This is a genomic window from Mycobacterium sp. TY815 (genome assembly GCF_030755135.1).
In the GTDB taxonomy this organism is placed as follows: Bacteria; Actinomycetota; Actinomycetes; order Mycobacteriales; family Mycobacteriaceae; genus Mycobacterium.
The window spans coordinates 2,962,692-2,979,739 of the sequence record NZ_JAUFRX010000001.1 but is presented as its reverse complement, the minus strand read 5'-3'; the positions used below and the strand labels follow the sequence as shown (position 1 = coordinate 2,979,739).

At 67.6% G+C, this 17,048-nt stretch carries 16 protein-coding genes; 15 read left to right on the top strand and 1 reads right to left on the bottom strand.

Going from position 1 to position 17,048, the window contains the following annotated elements; genetic code table 11:
* Positions 1–26: 26 nt before the first annotated feature.
* From QXK92_RS12830 to manA, 4 genes are all read left to right on the top strand, one after another.
* Entirely contained in the window at positions 27–518 is a 492-nt protein-coding gene (locus tag QXK92_RS12830; protein WP_306241983.1) for a DUF3499 domain-containing protein, read from the top strand.
* Positions 519–606: 88 nt separating this feature from the next.
* Positions 607–1,998 (top strand): phosphomannomutase/phosphoglucomutase, encoded by a 1,392-nt coding sequence (locus QXK92_RS12825; protein ID WP_306241982.1) that lies wholly within the window; start codon positions 607–609, stop codon positions 1,996–1,998.
* Positions 1,995–3,065, top strand: coding sequence for a TobH protein (locus QXK92_RS12820; RefSeq protein ID WP_306241981.1), 1,071 nt, complete (start codon positions 1,995–1,997; stop codon positions 3,063–3,065). Before QXK92_RS12825 ends, QXK92_RS12820 begins: the two co-directional genes overlap by 4 nt.
* Positions 3,066–3,072: 7 nt before the next feature.
* Entirely contained in the window at positions 3,073–4,311 is a 1,239-nt protein-coding gene (gene manA / locus QXK92_RS12815) for a mannose-6-phosphate isomerase, class I (protein WP_306241980.1), read from the top strand.
* On the opposite strand, the gene QXK92_RS12810 is transcribed toward manA, so the two are convergent.
* Positions 4,295–5,674: an NAD(P)/FAD-dependent oxidoreductase gene (locus tag QXK92_RS12810; RefSeq protein ID WP_306244385.1), complete on the bottom strand. Its 1,380-nt coding sequence runs from the start codon at positions 5,672–5,674 to the stop codon at positions 4,295–4,297. The two genes, manA and QXK92_RS12810, sit on opposite strands and share 17 nt — an antisense overlap.
* A 93-nt stretch (positions 5,675–5,767) precedes the next feature.
* Here QXK92_RS12810 and QXK92_RS12805 point away from each other — a divergent pair, with 93 nt between their 5' ends.
* The 11 genes from QXK92_RS12805 (at position 5,768) to QXK92_RS12755 (ending at position 17,020) form a co-directional block, all read left to right on the top strand.
* Positions 5,768–7,252: an amino acid permease gene (locus QXK92_RS12805; protein ID WP_306241979.1), complete on the top strand. Its 1,485-nt coding sequence runs from the start codon at positions 5,768–5,770 to the stop codon at positions 7,250–7,252.
* A 112-nt stretch (positions 7,253–7,364) separates the two neighbouring features.
* Positions 7,365–8,600 (top strand): alkane 1-monooxygenase, encoded by a 1,236-nt coding sequence (locus tag QXK92_RS12800; RefSeq protein ID WP_306241978.1) that lies wholly within the window; start codon positions 7,365–7,367, stop codon positions 8,598–8,600.
* Positions 8,597–8,770: a rubredoxin gene (locus QXK92_RS12795; protein WP_306241977.1), complete on the top strand. Its 174-nt coding sequence runs from the start codon at positions 8,597–8,599 to the stop codon at positions 8,768–8,770. Before QXK92_RS12800 ends, QXK92_RS12795 begins: the two co-directional genes overlap by 4 nt.
* A 6-nt stretch (positions 8,771–8,776) precedes the next feature.
* Entirely contained in the window at positions 8,777–8,959 is a 183-nt protein-coding gene (locus QXK92_RS12790) for a rubredoxin (protein WP_055576520.1), read from the top strand.
* A gap of 29 nt (positions 8,960–8,988) precedes the next feature.
* Complete coding sequence (locus QXK92_RS12785; protein WP_172834810.1) at positions 8,989–9,606, top strand: TetR family transcriptional regulator; 618 nt, start codon at positions 8,989–8,991, stop codon at positions 9,604–9,606.
* A 103-nt stretch (positions 9,607–9,709) separates the two neighbouring features.
* Complete coding sequence (ahcY, locus tag QXK92_RS12780) at positions 9,710–11,188, top strand: adenosylhomocysteinase (RefSeq protein ID WP_306241976.1); 1,479 nt, start codon at positions 9,710–9,712, stop codon at positions 11,186–11,188.
* Between the two features lie 94 nt (positions 11,189–11,282).
* Entirely contained in the window at positions 11,283–11,927 is a 645-nt protein-coding gene (locus QXK92_RS12775; protein WP_306241975.1) for a dTMP kinase, read from the top strand.
* Between the two features lie 80 nt (positions 11,928–12,007).
* A complete protein-coding gene (gene mtrA, locus QXK92_RS12770; RefSeq protein WP_065048905.1) occupies positions 12,008–12,694 on the top strand; it encodes a two-component system response regulator MtrA in 687 nt (228 codons plus the stop codon).
* Between the two features lie 24 nt (positions 12,695–12,718).
* On the top strand, positions 12,719–14,386 hold the full coding sequence (gene mtrB / locus QXK92_RS12765; protein ID WP_306241974.1) for an MtrAB system histidine kinase MtrB: 1,668 nt from the start codon (positions 12,719–12,721) through the stop codon (positions 14,384–14,386).
* Positions 14,383–16,143: an MtrAB system accessory lipoprotein LpqB gene (gene lpqB, locus QXK92_RS12760; RefSeq protein WP_306241973.1), complete on the top strand. Its 1,761-nt coding sequence runs from the start codon at positions 14,383–14,385 to the stop codon at positions 16,141–16,143. Before mtrB ends, lpqB begins: the two co-directional genes overlap by 4 nt.
* 55 nt (positions 16,144–16,198) lie before the next feature.
* On the top strand, positions 16,199–17,020 hold the full coding sequence (locus QXK92_RS12755; protein ID WP_306241972.1) for an LmeA family phospholipid-binding protein: 822 nt from the start codon (positions 16,199–16,201) through the stop codon (positions 17,018–17,020).
* The last annotated feature ends 28 nt before the right edge of the window (positions 17,021–17,048 follow it).

Below are 17,048 nucleotides of genomic sequence, written 5' to 3'. Positions count from 1 at the left end.
CGTTTTCCCGCGATAGCCTTTCGAGCGTGAACGTACCCCGACGCTGCTGCCGGCCCGGGTGTCCGCATTATGCAGTGGCAACGTTGACGTTCGTCTATTCGGACTCGACGGCGGTGGTCGGCCCGCTCGCTACCGCGCGGGAACCGCACTCGTGGGATCTGTGCGTCAACCACGCCGGCCGCATCACGGCACCGCGCGGCTGGGAACTGGTCCGCCATGCCGGACCCCTACCCACCCATCCGGACGAGGACGACGAACTGGTGGCGCTGGCCGATGCCGTCCGCGAGGGCGGGGCTTCTGGGCGTACCCCGGCCCGCACCCCCGCGCTGGTGAACGGCTTCATCGCCAGTGACGGTTTCGACGACGTACCGCGCTCCGCGGGGACCGCCGCCGACGCGCATCTGCATCATGCGGGCGCCCACGCCACCGCGCCGAGTGGTGGTCTGCTCGCTCCGCCCGAGCACCGCTCCGGACGCCGACGTGGCCACCTGCGGGTACTGCCGGATCCTCCCGGTTAGTTCGCCACCGTCTGGGTCCGGGGCTCCGCCGGGCCGATAGGCTGGCGGCCAAGAGTCATCCCACCCAGGTCGTCAGGAGCACCGCAGAATGTCGTGGCCCGCCGAGGCTGTCCACCGTGTCATCAAGGCCTACGACGTTCGCGGCCTGGTGGGCGAACAGATCAACGAGGCGCTGGTCACCGATGTCGGGGCGGCGTTTGCCCGGTTGATGCGCGGCGAAGGCGCGAGCCAGGTGGTCATCGGTCACGACATGCGCGACAGTTCCCCGTCGCTGTCGGCGGCGTTCGCCGCCGGGGTCACCGGGCAGGGACTGGATGTGGTGCGCATTGGGCTGGCGTCCACCGACCAGTTGTACTTCGCCTCCGGGCAGCTGGATTGCCCTGGCGCCATGTTCACCGCCAGCCACAACCCCGCCGCGTACAACGGCATCAAACTCTGTCGTGCCGGTGCCAAGCCGGTCGGCGCCGACACCGGGCTGAAGACCATCAGCGAGGACGTGATCGCGGGCGTCCCGGGTCATGACGGGCCGCGCGGCTCGGTCACCGACAAAGATGTCCTGGCCGACTACGGGGTGTTCCTTCGCTCGCTGGTCAACACCACCGGCCTGCGTCCGTTGCGGGTGGCGGTGGACGCGGGCAACGGCATGGCCGGCCACACCGCACCGGCGGTGCTCGGCGCCATCGACTCGATCACGTTGCTGCCCTTGTACTTCGAGTTGGACGGGACGTTCCCCAACCACGAGGCCAACCCGCTGGACCCGGCGAATCTGGTGGACCTGCAGAACTACGTGCGCGAAACCGGCGCGGACATCGGCCTGGCCTTCGACGGCGACGCCGACCGCTGCTTCGTCGTCGATGAGCGCGGCAATCCGGTCTCGCCGTCGACGGTGACCAGCCTGGTGGCCGCCCGCGAACTGGGCCGCGAGATCGGCGCCACGGTGATTCACAACGTCATCACGTCGCGCGCGGTGCCGGAGCTGGTGGTCGAGCGCGGCGGCACGCCGCTGCGCTCGCGCGTCGGCCATTCCTACATCAAGGCACTGATGGCCGAAACCGGCGCAATCTTCGGTGGCGAGCACTCGGCGCATTACTACTTCCGCGACTTCTGGGGCGCTGACTCCGGCATGCTGGCGGCGCTGTATGTGCTCGCCGCGCTCGGCGAGCAGGAGCGACCTCTGTCTGATCTCACCGCCGACTACCAGCGCTACGAATCCTCCGGCGAGATCAACTTCACCGTGGCCGACGCACCGGCTTGTGTGGACGCCGTCCTGAAGACTTTCGCGGGCCGGATCCAGTCCATCGACCATCTGGACGGTGTCACCGTGGACCTGGGCGACGGCAGCTGGTTCAACCTGCGGAGCTCGAACACCGAACCGCTCTTGCGGCTGAATGTGGAGGGGCGCAGCATCGAGGATGTGGACGCCGTGGTCGCACAGGTGAGCGCCGAAATCGCCGCGCAGGCAAGCGGAGCCGGACCGTGAGTGCCGTGGGGGCCGTCGATCTCGAGGACGCTGACGGCCTGATCGCCGCCGACCGGGACGGGCTGCTGCGCGCGGCGTCGATGGCCGGCGCGCAGGTGCGTTCCGTCGCGGCCGCTCTCAGTGAAGGCGAACTGGACTCGCTGCGCGGTGAGGACCGGGTGCGCAGCGTGATCTGGGTGGCCGGTCGCGGCGCAGCGGAAACCGCCGGCGCATTGTTGGCGGCGACGCTGGCCACCGCGGCCGCCGAGCCGATTGTTCTCGTCACCGAAGCGCCGCCGTGGGTCGGTCCGCTGGATGTGCTGATTGTCGCCGGTGACGATCCCGGTGATCCCGCGCTGGTGGGCGCGGCCGCCACCGGAGTGCGCCGGGGCGCGCGGGTCGTGGTGGTGGCGCCGTTCGAGGGTCCCCTGCGCGATTCCACCGCCGGCCGGGTCGCGGTGTTGTCGCCGCGCTTGCCGGGTCCCGAGGAGTTCGGGTTGTGCCGGTACCTGGCGGCCGGGCTGGCGGTGCTGCAAACCGTCGATTCGCGGCTGACCATCGATCTGGCCGCGCTGGCCGACGAACTCGACGCCGAGGCATTGCGCAACAGCGCAGGCCGCGACCTGTTCACCAACCCCGCCAAGACATTGGCCGCCCGGATGACCGACTGCCGGGTCGCGCTGGCCGGTGACAACGCGGCGACCCTGGCCCTGGCCCGGCACGGTAGTGCGGTGCTGCTGCGGGTCGCGCAGCAGGCCGCGGCGGCCGCGGGCCTGGGCGACGCGGTGGCGGCACTGCGCAACGGACCGAGCGGCTTCGCCGACCCTGCCGATGCGCTGTTCCACGACGAGCAGATCGACGGTCCGCTGCCCCAGCGGTTGCGGGTCCTGGCACTGACGCTGGCCGCCGAGCGGACGGTGGTGTCCGCCCGGGTGGCCGGACTCGACGACGTCTATCTGATCGGTGCCGAAGACATGCAGGACGGACCCCCGCCGCCGACCGCCGCGGCCCGCGCCGAGCAGCAACTGGCAGTATTGGCCGTTCGGCTGGAGATGGCCGCGGTTTACCTGCGACTGGCACGGGGATAGATAAACGGTGGAACTGCTACGCGGAGCGTTACGGACGTACGCCTGGGGATCACGCACCGCTCTCGCCGAATTCACCGGACGGCCGGTGCCTGCCGCGCATCCCGAAGCCGAGCTGTGGTTCGGCGCCCATCCCGGTGACCCGGCCTGGCTGGAGACGCCGAACGGCGAAGCCTCGTTGCTGGCCGCACTAACCTCTGACCCGGATGGTCAGCTCGGGCCCACCTTGCGGGCGCGGTTCGGTGACGTGCTGCCCTTCCTGGTCAAGGTGCTCGCCGCCGACGAGCCGTTGTCGCTGCAGGCACACCCTAGTGCGGCGCAGGCCCTTGAGGGTTTCGCCCGCGAAGAGCGGCTGGGCATCCCGGTGAACTCGCCCGTGCGCAACTACCGCGACACCAGCCACAAGCCGGAACTGCTGGTGGCGTTGCAGCCCTTCGAAGCGCTCGCCGGTTTCCGTCAGGCCTCGCGGACCGTCGAATTGCTGCGGGCGCTGAACGTGTCCGATCTCGATCCGTTCATCGAGTTGCTCAGTGCCGGGTCCGATGACCAGAGCGATGCGGACGGCCTGCGCGCGCTGTTCACGACGTGGATCACCGCGCCCCAGCCCGACCTCGACGTGCTGGTGCCTGCGGTGCTCGACGGCGCGATCCAGTACATCAGTTCCGGGGCAACGGAATTCGCGGCCGAAGTGAAGACGCTGCTGGAACTGGGGGAGCGCTACCCCGGTGACGCCGGGGTGCTCGCGGCGCTGCTGCTCAATCGCATCACCCTGGCCCCGTGCGAGGCGATCTTCCTGCCGGCCGGCAACCTGCACACCTACCTGCGCGGTTTCGCGGTGGAGGTGATGGCCAACTCCGACAACGTATTACGCGGCGGACTCACGCCCAAGCACGTCGACGTGCCCGAGCTGCTCCGGGTGCTGGACTTCACGCCGACCCCCGAAGCGCACCTGCGCCCGTCGGTGCACCGCGACGGCCTGGAGCGCGTCTACGACACTCCGACCGACGAGTTCGCGCTGGCGCTGCTGGTGCTCGACGGCGATCACCTCGGGCACGAGGTCGACGCGCCGTGCAGCCACGACGGGCCGCAGATCCTGTTGTGCGCGGAGGGATCTCTGACTGTCTACGGCAAATCCGGGTCGGTGACGCTCGATCGCGGCGCGGCTGCGTGGGTCGGCGCCGACGACGGCCCGATCCGGCTGTCCGCGGAGCGCCCGGCAAAGTTGTTCCGGGCTACCGTGGGCTTGTGACCAACCCGCGCTGCCGACCCTGAGCGCGTAACTCCCGGCGCTCCTTCATCCACAGCCGCATGTTGTGCGCCATGGTTCGCCCGATCAACCGGGCCGGCGGAATCATGTACAGACTGTCCAGCAGCGAGAACCGGCGCAAAAACCATTCCGCCAGAACAGGATCCGTCTCGGCGGCCCCGAGGAACTGATCGAAAAGACCGCCGACCGCGCGCCACCACCGCGGCTCCGGGTGACCGGTCGCATGATGCAGAGCCACGTCGCCGATGGCGTTCATCATCCACACCGGGAACGTCGTCTTGGCAGTGAATCGGGCGAGCGTCGCTGCCAGATCCCCGTCCGGTGACTCCAGTGCCCGGCGCAGGTTGCCGGCCTGGATCGACGTCATCGTCATGCCCTGTCCGAACGTCGGGTTGAAGCTGGCCACGGCGTCACCGAACGGGATGATCCCGGCCGGGAACCGCTCCAGCTTGTGGTAGCGACGCCATCTGCTCACCGGGAAGGCGTGATACGCCGGCTCACCGAGTGGTTCGGCCTGTGCCAGCGCTTTGTTGAAATGTTCCGGCAGCAGATCGTCTGCCAGCGCGAGCATTTCGGGGAAGGTGCGCGGCGGCTTTTCGTGCGCCACGCCGAAGGTCGTGAGCACCCAGGTGCCGTCCTCGTAATACAGCATGCCCAGCCCCAGCGACTTGTCGTGCGAGGCGCCGGCGACCACCACCTTTTCCGCGATCAAGCCCTCGGGCATGCGGAATTGGTGTGTGGCGTAATTGATTCCGATGTCGACCGTGGCTTCCGGAGCACGCTGATAACCCCACTGGTCCAACCACACGGGCAGTCGGGTGCCGCGTCCGGCCGCGTCGACCACCAGATCCGCGGCTATGAATTCGGGTTCCTCACCGCGCACGGCAGGGTCCAGCAGCACTCCGGTGACCCGTTGCGCGGCAGGTTCGAAACGAGGCTCGGCGACCGGGCGCCGGACGATCTCGACGTTGTCGATCTCCAAGACGCGGCGCCGGATCTGCCACTCCAGATGCGGGCGGCTTGGTACGTAGGCGGTGAACTCGTCACGCAGCGTGTGCCCGGTGCCCAGCACGTGACCGGCGGCGCCCAGGTGGATGCAGTCCGGGCGGTTCTCCAGCATCGGCACACCGGCCGCCACCATGTCATTCAGCAGACCGGGAAACAGGCTCTCGAACTCGTTGGCGCCGCGCGCCATCAGCATGTGCAGGTGACGGTCCTGAGGGACGGTCGCGCGGTTGGCCGGTGCACTCGGCAGGTCGTCCCGTTCGAAGACGGTCACCCGCTCGTAGTAGTCGGACAGCACCCGGGCCGCCGACAGCCCCGCGATGCTCGCACCGATCACCACCGCATGATTTTTGTTCTCTACGCTCCCCACCATTCCCGCAGAGTACCCAGTACTGTGCGGTCACAACTGCAGGTGAGGAGAAGGGGCGGGCAGATGTCCGGTCGCTGGCGCACGAAATCGGTCGAGCAATCGATTGCCGATACCGACGAGCCGGCCACCCGGCTCCGCAAAGATCTGACCTGGCTGGATCTGGTGGTCTTCGGTGTCTCGGTGGTGATCGGGGCCGGCATTTTCACCGTCACCGCATCCACCGCCGGCGACATCACCGGACCGGCCATCTGGATCTCGTTTCTCATCGCCGCGGGGACCTGCGCGCTGGCGGCGCTGTGCTACGCCGAATTCGCGTCCACGCTTCCGGTGGCCGGCAGCGCCTACACCTTCTCCTATGCCACCTTTGGCGAGTTCCTGGCCTGGATCATCGGCTGGAACCTGGTGCTGGAGTTGGCCATCGGCGCGGCGGTGGTCGCCAAGGGCTGGTCCAGCTACCTGGGTACGGTGTTCGGTTTCGCCGGCGGCACCCTCGCGCTCGGGCCGATCGAATTCGACTGGGGCGCGCTGCTGATCGTCGCGCTGGTGGCCGTCCTGCTGGTGCTCGGCACCAAGCTCTCGTCCCGGTTCTCCGCGGTGGTCACCGCCATCAAGGTGTCGGTCGTGATCCTGGTTGTGATCGTCGGCTCCTTCTATATCAAGGCCGCGAACTACACCCCGTTCATCCCGAAGCCGGAGGCCGAGCACCAGGGCCGCGGGATGGACCAGTCCGTGTTGTCGCTGCTGACCGGCGCCGGCGGTAGCCACTACGGCTGGTATGGCGTCCTGGCCGGCGCCTCGATCGTGTTCTTCGCCTTCATCGGGTTCGACATCGTGGCGACCATGGCCGAGGAAACCAAGAATCCCCAGCGCGACGTCCCGCGCGGCATCCTGGCCTCACTCGGGGTCGTGACGCTGCTGTATGTCGCGGTGGCGATCGTGCTGTCCGGGATGGTCTCCTACACCCAGCTGCGCAGCGTCCCGGGCCACGGTCAGGCGAATCTGGCCACCGCGTTCCAGGCCAACGGCATCTACTGGGCCAGCGGGATCATCTCGGTCGGAGCGCTGGCCGGCCTGACCACCGTGGTGATGGTGCTGATGCTCGGTCAGTGCCGGGTGTTGTTCGCGATGGCGCGCGACGGCCTGCTGCCCCGGGGGCTGGCGAAGACCAGCTCGCGAGGCACCCCGGTGCGCATCACCGTGCTGGTTGCGGTGGTGATCGCCGCGACCGCGTCGGTGTTCCCGATCAACAAGCTCGAGGAAATGGTCAATGTCGGCACGCTGTTCGCCTTCGTCCTGGTTTCCGCCGGCGTCATCGTGCTGCGCCGGACACGTCCCGACCTGCCCCGGGGCTTCAGCGCGCCGTGGGTGCCGGTGCTGCCGATCGCGTCGGTGTGCGCCTGCCTCTGGCTGATGCTCAATCTGACCGCGCTCACCTGGCTCCGTTTCGGCATCTGGCTGCTGGTGGGGGTCGCGATCTACGTCGGCTACGGCCGGCGGCACTCGGTCCAGGCCCGGCGCGAGAAGGGTGACGCCGACCTGGACATTTGAGCTAATTTTGGATAGTTAGTTTACAAAACAACGTCTTGTGTCTAGACACGAGACGTAAACGGTTGTAATGTCCAACCTCAAGTGGTGAGACTCACACAAGGAGGTATGGCGTATGACCACACAAATCGACGGCACTCCGGAGGTGCCGGTAGCCGAGTGGCGCGACAAGAAGCGCTACTTGTGGCTGATGGGATTGATCGCTCCGACGGCGTTGTTCGTGATGCTGCCGGTGATCTGGGGCGTCAACAAGCTGGGCTGGCACACGGCGGCCGAACTGCCGCTGTGGATCGGGCCGTTCCTGGTCTACATCCTGTTGCCGCTGCTGGACCTGCGCTTCGGCCCGGACGGGCAGAACCCGCCGGATGAGGTGATGGAGCGGCTGGAGAACGACAAGTACTACCGCTACTGCACCTACATCTACATCCCGTTCCAGTACGCCAGCGTGATCCTGGGTGCTTACCTGTTCACCGCGTCGAACCTGCACTGGCTGGGCTTTGAGGGCGGACTGGGCTGGCTGGGCAAGATCGGCGTGGCGCTCTCGGTGGGCGTGCTCGGCGGCGTCGGCATCAACACCGCGCACGAGATGGGGCACAAGAAGGACTCGCTGGAGCGCTGGCTGTCCAAGATCACCCTCGCGCAGACGGCCTACGGCCACTTCTACATCGAGCACAACCGCGGCCACCACGTTCGGGTCTCGACCCCTGAGGACCCCGCCTCGGCCCGCTTCGGCGAGACGTTCTGGGAGTTCCTGCCGCGCAGCGTCGTCGGCAGCGCCCGCTCGTCGGTGCACCTGGAGGCGCAGCGCATCCGCCGGCTCGGCAAGAGCCCCTGGGACCCGCGGACCTACCTGGGCAACGACGTGCTGAACGCCTGGGCGATGACGGTGGTGCTGTTCGGCGCGCTGATCGCGGCCTTCGGGGTGAGCGTGATCCCGTTCCTGATCATTCAGGCGATCTTCGGCTTCAGCCTGCTGGAAGCCGTCAACTACCTCGAGCACTACGGGCTGTTGCGGCAGAAGAACGCCAACGGCCGCTACGAGCGCTGCGCTCCGGTGCACAGCTGGAACTCCGACCACATCGTCACCAACCTGTTCCTCTACCACCTGCAGCGGCACAGCGACCACCACGCCAACCCCACGCGGCGTTACCAGACCCTGCGCAGCATGGAAGGTGCGCCCAACCTGCCCAGCGGGTACGCATCGATGATCTCGCTGACCTACTTCCCGCCGCTGTGGCGCAAGGTCATGGACCACCGGGTGCTCGAGCACTACGACGGCGACATCACCAAGGTCAATGTGCAACCGCGGCTGCGCAAGAAGCTGCTCGCCAAGTACGGAGCGGCAGCATGAGCGCCGCGTACAAGTGCCCCGTCTGCGACTACCGCTACGACGAGGCCAAAGGCGACGCCCGCGAAGGTTTTCCGGCCGGCACCGGCTGGGACCAGATCCCCGATGACTGGACTTGTCCGGACTGCGCCGTCCGCGAGAAGCCCGATTTCGAACTAGTCCAGGAAGGATGAGATGACATGAGTGACTACAAGCTCTACCAGTGCGTCCAGTGTGGTTTCGAGTACGACGAAGAGCTGGGCTGGCCGGAAGACGGCATCGCGCCCGGCACCCGGTGGGACGACATTCCCGAGGACTGGAGCTGCCCCGACTGCGGTGCTGCCAAGTCCGACTTCGTCATGGTGGAGGTCGCCCGGTCATGATCGGCACGAACTTCGCCCCGAAAACAGATATGGTCGCGCCTGTGAAGCGGATTCCCTACGCCGAAGCGTCACGAGCCTTGTTGCGGGACTCCGTGCTGGACGCGATGCGGGACCTGCTGCTCACCCGCGACTGGTCCGCCATCACCTTGTCCGACGTGGCCCGGGCCGCCGGCATCAGCCGGCAGACCATCTACAACGAGTTCGGGTCCCGGCAGGGCCTGGCGCAGGGTTACGCCCTGCGCCTGGCCGACCGGCTCGTCGACACCGTTAAGGGTGCGCTGGACGCCAACATCGGCAACATCTACGAGTCGTTCCTGCAGGGGTTCCGGGCCTTCTTCGCCGAGTCGGCGGCCGACCCGCTGGTGATCTCGTTGTTGACCGGTGTCGCCAAGCCGGACCTGCTGCAGCTGATCACCACCGACAGCGCGCCGATCATCAGTCGTGCCTCGGCGCGGCTGGCCACGGCGTTCACCCAGACGTGGCTGGCCACCAGCGACGACGACGCCGGCGTGCTGTCGCGGGCGATCGTCCGGCTGTGCCTGAGCTACGTGTCGATGCCGCCGGAAGCCGACCACGACGTGGCGGCCGATCTGGCCAGGATGATGACCCCGTTCGCCGAGCGCCACGGCGTCATCAACGTGCCCTGACCAGGACGGCAATTGGCCGGAGGCTAGAGTGAGTCCAGAGAGTATCTAGGCTGACGCGCCTGCTCGGACTCAAAGAAGCCCCCAAAGAAGGATGTAAACCCCTATGACGACGCTCGAAAATTCGCTGACCCCCGACGTTCGCAACGGCATCGACTTCAAGGTTGCCGATCTGTCGCTGGCGGATTTCGGCCGCAAAGAGCTCCGGATCGCCGAGCATGAAATGCCCGGCCTGATGTCACTGCGCCGCGAATACGCCGAGGTGCAGCCGCTGAAGGGGGCCCGGATCTCGGGTTCGCTCCACATGACCGTCCAGACCGCGGTGCTGATCGAAACCCTGACCGCGCTGGGCGCCGAAGTTCGGTGGGCGTCGTGCAACATCTTCTCGACCCAAGACCATGCGGCGGCCGCCGTCGTTGTCGGCCCGCATGGCACACCCGAAGAGCCCAAGGGTGTCCCGGTGTTCGCCTGGAAAGGCGAGACGCTCGAGGAGTACTGGTGGGCCGCCGAGCAGATGCTCACCTGGCCGGACGAGGACAAGCCGGCCAACATGATTCTTGACGACGGTGGCGACGCCACCATGATGGTGCTGCGCGGCATGCAGTACGAGAAGGCCGGCGTGGTGCCGCCCGCCGAGGAAGACGACTCGGCGGAATGGAAGATCTTCCTGAGCGTGCTGCGCAACCGCTTCGAGACCGACAAGGGCAAGTGGACCAAGATCGCCGAGTCGGTCAAGGGCGTCACCGAGGAGACCACCACCGGCGTGCTGCGCCTGTACCAGTTCGCCGCGGCCGGTGACCTCGCCTTCCCGGCGATCAACGTCAACGACTCGGTCACCAAGTCGAAGTTCGACAACAAGTACGGCACCCGCCACTCCCTGATCGACGGCATCAACCGCGGCACCGACGCCCTGATCGGCGGCAAGAAGGTGCTGATCTGTGGCTACGGCGACGTCGGCAAGGGCTGTGCCGAGGCCATGAAGGGCCAGGGCGCCCGGGTCCAGGTCACCGAGATCGACCCGATCAACGCGCTGCAGGCGATGATGGAGGGCTTCGACGTGGTGACCGTCGAGGACGCCATCGCCGACGCGGACATCGTGGTGACCTCGACCGGCAACAAAGACATCATCATGCTCGATCACATCAAGGCGATGAAGGACCACTCGATCCTGGGCAACATCGGCCACTTCGACAACGAGATCGACATGGCCGGCCTGGAGCGCTCCGGTGCCACCAAGACCAACATCAAGCCGCAGGTCGACCTGTGGACCTTCAAGGAGACCGGCCGCTCGATCATCGTGCTGTCCGAGGGTCGGCTGCTGAACCTGGGGAACGCCACCGGCCACCCGTCGTTCGTGATGAGCAACAGCTTCGCCAACCAGACGATCGCCCAGATCGAGCTGTGGACCAAGAACGACGAGTACGACAACGAGGTGTACCGGCTGCCCAAGCACCTCGACGAGAAGGTGGCCCGCATCCACGTCGAGGCGCTCGGCGGCAAGCTGACCAAGCTGACCAAGGACCAGGCCGAATACCTCGGTGTCGACGTCGAGGGCCCGTACAAGCCGGACCACTACCGCTACTGAGCCGGGTCCCGTCGCGAGTGTGCGGCCAGCCGCACATCCAGCGTCGAGCGTGCGGCCTGCCGCACATTCGGCGCTGGGCGGATAGCATCGCGCCGTGCTGATCGCGATCGAAGGCGTCGACGGCTCCGGCAAGCGGACCCTGACCGACGGGCTGCGCACGGCATTCGCGGTCGCCGGCAAGTCGGTCGCAACGCTGGCGTTCCCCCGCTATGGGCAGTCGATCACCGCCGATCTCGCAGCCGAAGCGCTGCACGGTCAGCACGGCGACCTCGCCGGCTCGGTCTATGCGATGGCGACGCTGTTCGCGCTCGACCGGTCCGGGGCCGTCGCGGAGATCGAACGACTCACCCAGCAGCACGACGTGGTGATCCTGGACCGCTATGTCGCGTCCAACGCGGCCTACAGCGCGGCGCGGCTGCATCAGGACGCGGCCGGGGACGCGGTGGAGTGGGTGCGCACGCTCGAATACGAGCGGCTCGCCCTGCCGGTGCCGGACTGGCAGATCCTGCTCGCGGTGCCGGCCGAGCTGGCGGGGCAGCGCGCCCGCAGCCGGGCCGAGAGCGACCCGGGCCGGGCGCGCGACAGCTATGAACGCGACGACGGGCTGCAGCGGCGGACCGGCGCGGTGTACGCCGGACTGGCCGCCGCGGGTTGGTCCGGGCGGTGGCTGGTGGTGGACGCAGACATCGATCCGGTCGCTCTGGCCACGTCCCTTTGGGGGTCCGAGGCGGCCGTTTAGCACAATTTCGGTGCCATTTGGCCTTATCAATCGAGAAACACGCGTGTGGTAGCCGAGTTTTGTCTTGATCTGGTGACACCATGGAGACCATGAGGCAAAGGATTCTCGTCGTCGATGACGACGCTTCGCTGGCCGAGATGCTCACCATCGTGTTGCGTGGGGAGGGTTTCGACACCGCGGTCATCGGCGATGGCACTCAGGCCCTGACCGCGGTGCGCGAGTTGCGCCCGGATCTGGTGCTGTTGGACTTGATGCTGCCCGGTATGAACGGCATCGACGTCTGCCGGGTGCTGCGTGCCGATTCGGGCGTGCCGATCGTCATGCTGACGGCCAAGACCGACACCGTGGACGTGGTGCTCGGCCTGGAATCCGGCGCCGACGACTACATCATGAAGCCCTTCAAGCCCAAGGAGCTGGTCGCGCGGGTGCGGGCACGCCTACGTCGCAACGACGACGAGCCGGCCGAAATGCTGTCCATCGCCGACGTGGACATCGACGTGCCGGCCCACAAGGTCACCCGCAACGGCGAGCAGATCTCCCTCACGCCCCTGGAATTCGACCTGTTGGTCGCGTTGGCGCGTAAACCTCGCCAGGTGTTTACTCGTGATGTGCTGCTCGAACAGGTCTGGGGCTACCGGCACCCGGCGGACACCCGCCTGGTGAACGTGCACGTCCAGCGCCTGCGCGCCAAGGTCGAAAAGGATCCCGAGAACCCGACCGTGGTTCTGACCGTTCGAGGAGTGGGTTACAAGGCCGGCCCCCCGTGATCCGGCCGGGGAAGTGCGGTGTAGGTGATCTGGCGCTCGCCACGACGTAGTCGAGGTCGCTGGGGGCGTTCCGGCCCTTTGCCGCGCGGCTTGAGCGCTGTGAGCCGAGCCGTCGCCGTGGTCTGGCGTCGATCCCTGCAGTTACGTGTCGTTGCCCTAACCCTGGGGTTGTCGCTGGCGGTGATCCTGGCGCTGGGTTTCGTACTGACCAGTCAGGTCACCAATCGGGTGCTCGACGTCAAGGTCAAGGCCGCGACCGATCAGATCGAGCGGGCCCGCAACACCGTCAGCGGCATCGTCAACGGTGAAGAAACGCGCTCGCTGGACAGCAGCCTGCAGCTGGCCCGCAACACGCTGACCTCGAAAACCGATCCCGCCTCCGGTGCCGGCCTGGCGGGAGCTTTCGACGCCGTGCTCATGGTGCCCGGCGACGGGCCGCGGGCCGCCTCGACCGCAGGCCCGGTCGACCAGGTGCCCAACGCGCTACGCGGCTTCGTCAAAGCCGGCCAGGCCGCCTACCAGTACGCGACGGTGCACACCGAGGGCTTCTCCGGTCCGGCGTTGATCGTCGGCACTCCGACGTCGTCGCGGGTGGCGAACCTCGAGCTGTACCTGATCTTCCCGCTGGCCAACGAGCAGGCCACCATCACGCTGGTGCGCAGCACGATGGCCACCGGCGGGCTGGTGCTGCTACTGCTGCTGGCCGGCATCGCGCTGCTGGTCTCGCGTCAGGTGGTGGTGCCGGTGCGGTCGGCGTCGCGGATCGCCGAGCGCTTCGCCGAGGGGCACCTGTCCGAACGGATGCCGGTGCGCGGCGAGGACGACATGGCGCGGCTGGCCGTCTCGTTCAACGACATGGCCGAAAGCCTCTCCCGGCAGATCACCCAGCTCGAAGAGTTCGGCAACCTGCAGCGCCGGTTCACCTCCGACGTCAGCCACGAACTGCGCACCCCGCTGACCACGGTCCGGATGGCCGCCGACCTGATCTATGACCACAGCGCAGACCTGGACCCCGCGCTGCGCCGCTCCACCGAATTGATGGTCAACGAGCTGGACCGCTTCGAAACCCTGCTCAACGACCTGCTGGAGATCTCCCGGCACGACGCCGGTGTGGCCGAGCTGTCGGTGGAAGCGCTCGACCTGCGCACCACCGTCAACAAAGCACTGACCAACGTCGGCCACCTGGCCGAAGAGGCCGGCATCGAGCTGCTGGTGGACATGCCGACCGACGAAGTGATCGCCGAGGTCGACGCGCGCCGGGTGGAACGCATTCTGCGCAACCTGATCGCCAATGCCATCGACCACGCCGAGCACAAGCCGGTGCGGATCCGGATGGCCGCCGACGAGGACACCGTCGCCGTCACCGTCCGCGACTACGGTGTCGGCCTGCGACCCGGCGAGGAAAAATTGGTGTTCAGCCGGTTCTGGCGTTCGGACCCCTCTCGGGTGCGGCGCTCCGGCGGCACCGGGCTGGGTCTGGCGATCAGCATCGAGGATGCCCGGCTGCACCAGGGGCGTCTGGAGGCGTGGGGCGAGCCCGGTCAGGGTGCATGCTTCCGGCTGACGCTGCCGCTGGTGCGCGGACACAAGGTCACCACCAGCCCGTTGCCCATGAAGCCGATCCCGCAGCCGGCGCCGGCGGCCAACCCCGCATCCGTCGCCGATCAGCGCACCCGGGAGCACGCCGGATGAGGCGCTTGCTGGGTGTCCTGATGGCAGCGGTGAGCGTGCTGGCCGGCTGCGCGAGCGTGCCCAGTTCGTCGGCGCCGCAGGCCATCGGCACCGTCGAGCGACCGGCGCCGTCGAACCTGCCCAAGCCCACCCCGGGCATGGATCCCGACGTGTTATTGCGCGAATTCCTCAAGGCGACCGCCGATCCGGCCAACCGGCACCTGGCGGCCCGGCAGTTCCTCACCCAGTCGGCCTCCAATTCCTGGGACGACGCCGGTAGCGCGCTGCTCATCGACCATGTGGTGTTCGTGGAAACCCGTGGCGCCGAGAAGGTTTCCGCGAGCATGCGGGCCGACATCCTCGGCTCGCTGTCCGATATCGGGGTTTTCGAGACCGCCGAAGGCCAGCTGCCGGACCCGGGACAGATCGAGCTGGTCAAGACGTCCGGCGGATGGCGCATCGACCGCCTGCCCAACGGCGTCTTCCTGGACTGGCAGCAGTTCCAGGCGACCTACAAACGCAACACGCTGTACTTCGCCGACCCCACCGGGAAGACCGTCGTGCCCGACCCGCGCTACGTCGCGGTGTCCGACCACGACCAGCTGGCCACCGAGCTGATCTCCAAGCTGCTGGCCGGGCCGCGTCCGGAGATGGCGCACACGGTGCGAAACCTGCTGGCACCGCCGCTGCGGTTGCGCGGCCCGGTCACCCGGGCCGACGGCGGCAAGAGCGGCGTCGGGAAGGGTTATGGCGGCGCCCGCATCGAGCTCGAGAAGCTTTCCACCACCGACCCGCACAGCCGGGCTCTACTCGCCGCACAGATCATCTGGACGCTGGCGCGGGCCGATATCCGCGGGCCCTACGTCATCAACGCCGACGGCGCCCCGTTGGACGATCGGTTTGCCCAGGGCTGGAACACCTCCGACGTCGCCACGACCGACCCGGGCGTGGCCGACGGCGCCGGCGCCGGATTGCACGCCCTGGTGGGTGGATCGCTGGTGGAACTGGACGGACAGCATGTGACCACGTTGCCCGGAGCGTTCGGTCGCATGGGTGACCAGACCGGCGCCGCATTGTCACGCAGCGGGCGGCAGGTGGCATCGGTGGTGACACTGCGCCGCGGGGCGCCGGACATGGCGGCCTCCCTGTGGATCGGCGACCTCGGTGGCGAGGCGGTCCAGTCCGCCGACGGGCACAACCTGTCGAGGCCCAGCTGGTCGCTGGACGATGCGGTGTGGGTGGTGGTCGACGCCAACAACGTGCTGCGGGCGATTCAGGAACCCGCGACCGGACAGCCGGCCCGTATCCCGGTGGACTCCACCGCGGTGTCCAGCCGCTTCCCCGGGCCGATCACCGACCTGCAGTTGTCCCGCGACGGGACCCGCGCGGCGATGGTGATCGGGGGACAGGTGATTCTCGCCGGTGTCGAGCAGACTCAGGCCGGCCAGTTCGCGCTGACATACCCCCGGCGGCTGGGCTTCGGACTCGGAACGTCAGTGGTGTCCCTGTATTGGCGAACAGGTGACGACATCGTGGTGACCCGCAACGACGCCACCCACCCGGTGTCCTACGTCAACCTCGACGGCGTCAACTCCGATGCGCCCGCACGAGGGCTGCAGATCCCGTTGTTCGCCATCGCCGCCAATCCGTCCACCGTCTATGTCGCCGGTCCACAGGGCGTGCTGATGTACTCCGCGTCTGCCGCGGAGAACCAACAGGGCTGGTCAGAAGTGGCCGGACTGATGATCGGCGGCGCGGCGCCGGTCCTGCCGGGATAACAGTGTCGAGCAACTGACCCCACCGGCTACCCTGCTGGTGAGGAGGCGCTTGCCGATGTCGCCCAAGGTTCCATTCCTGCGTTGGGACGACCCGTTCCGCGCCTTGGAGATGCTGTCTTCGCTGTGGTCCTCGACCGGAATTCCGTCGGTCGGGGCCCACGCGGTGGCGATGCCTTACCGGACCTTGTTCGCCACGTTGCAGCAGCTGCTGGTCGGTAAGGAAGTCACCGTTCGCATCGGCGATCAGGACGTGACGCTGACCGTCGTCGAGCTGGAGTCGGAGCTGGATCCGCAGGGGTTGCCGGTGGGCCAGCTCGGCGAAGTCCGGGTGGCGGCACGCGATATCTGCTGGGCCGACAACCGCCTGCAGAGCGCGGTTGCCGTGATGCGCAACGTGCACATCCGTCCCGGGGTGCCGCCGCTGGTCATTGCGGCCCCGACAGAGCTGACCACCGAGTTGCCGAAGGACGTCTTCGACCATGTGCTGGAGCAGGCGGCACCGCATCTGCGCAGCGAGTCGGGGGAGGACGGGACGGCGCGGCTGAGTTGGGCGCGGCGACCCGGGCTGGGCGGTCTCGAGGTGGACGCCGACGTGGTGGGCTCGACTTTGTGGTTGCGCCCGCGGGCGGTGGTGGCCGGCCAGCGGCGGTGGAAGCTGCCATTGCGGACGCCGGCCTACCAGGTGGCGCTGCCGGAGCTGCCGCATGGATTGATGATCACCGGGGTCGAGCTCACACCGGATTCCCTGCACCTGGCCGGTCTGCTGCCGGAGTGGCGGATGGAGTTGCCGCTGCGGGCGCTCGAAGAGCTCATCACCCGGCTGAGCCAGGGTGCGCTGAGCTTCAGCTGGCCGTCGCTGTGGTGGGGCTCGGACTGATCGGGCGAGCGAATTACATGTCTGTAAA

Excerpts from the sequence above, each read along its gene's own strand:
- QXK92_RS12790 (WP_055576520.1), top strand. The coding sequence starts at position 8,777 with ATGAGTGACTACAAGCTCTACCAGTGCGTCCAGTGTGGTTTCGAGTAC.
- mtrA (WP_065048905.1), top strand. The coding sequence starts at position 12,008 with ATGGAGACCATGAGGCAAAGGATTCTCGTCGTCGATGACGACGCTTCG.
- QXK92_RS12795 (WP_306241977.1), top strand. The coding sequence starts at position 8,597 with ATGAGCGCCGCGTACAAGTGCCCCGTCTGCGACTACCGCTACGACGAG.
- QXK92_RS12805 (WP_306241979.1), top strand. The coding sequence starts at position 5,768 with ATGTCCGGTCGCTGGCGCACGAAATCGGTCGAGCAATCGATTGCCGAT.
- lpqB (WP_306241973.1), top strand. The coding sequence starts at position 14,383 with ATGAGGCGCTTGCTGGGTGTCCTGATGGCAGCGGTGAGCGTGCTGGCC.
- QXK92_RS12800 (WP_306241978.1), top strand. The coding sequence starts at position 7,365 with ATGACCACACAAATCGACGGCACTCCGGAGGTGCCGGTAGCCGAGTGG.
- QXK92_RS12755 (WP_306241972.1), top strand. The coding sequence starts at position 16,199 with ATGTCGCCCAAGGTTCCATTCCTGCGTTGGGACGACCCGTTCCGCGCC.
- ahcY (WP_306241976.1), top strand. The coding sequence starts at position 9,710 with ATGACGACGCTCGAAAATTCGCTGACCCCCGACGTTCGCAACGGCATC.
- QXK92_RS12785 (WP_172834810.1), top strand. The coding sequence starts at position 8,989 with ATGGTCGCGCCTGTGAAGCGGATTCCCTACGCCGAAGCGTCACGAGCC.
- QXK92_RS12825 (WP_306241982.1), top strand. The coding sequence starts at position 607 with ATGTCGTGGCCCGCCGAGGCTGTCCACCGTGTCATCAAGGCCTACGAC.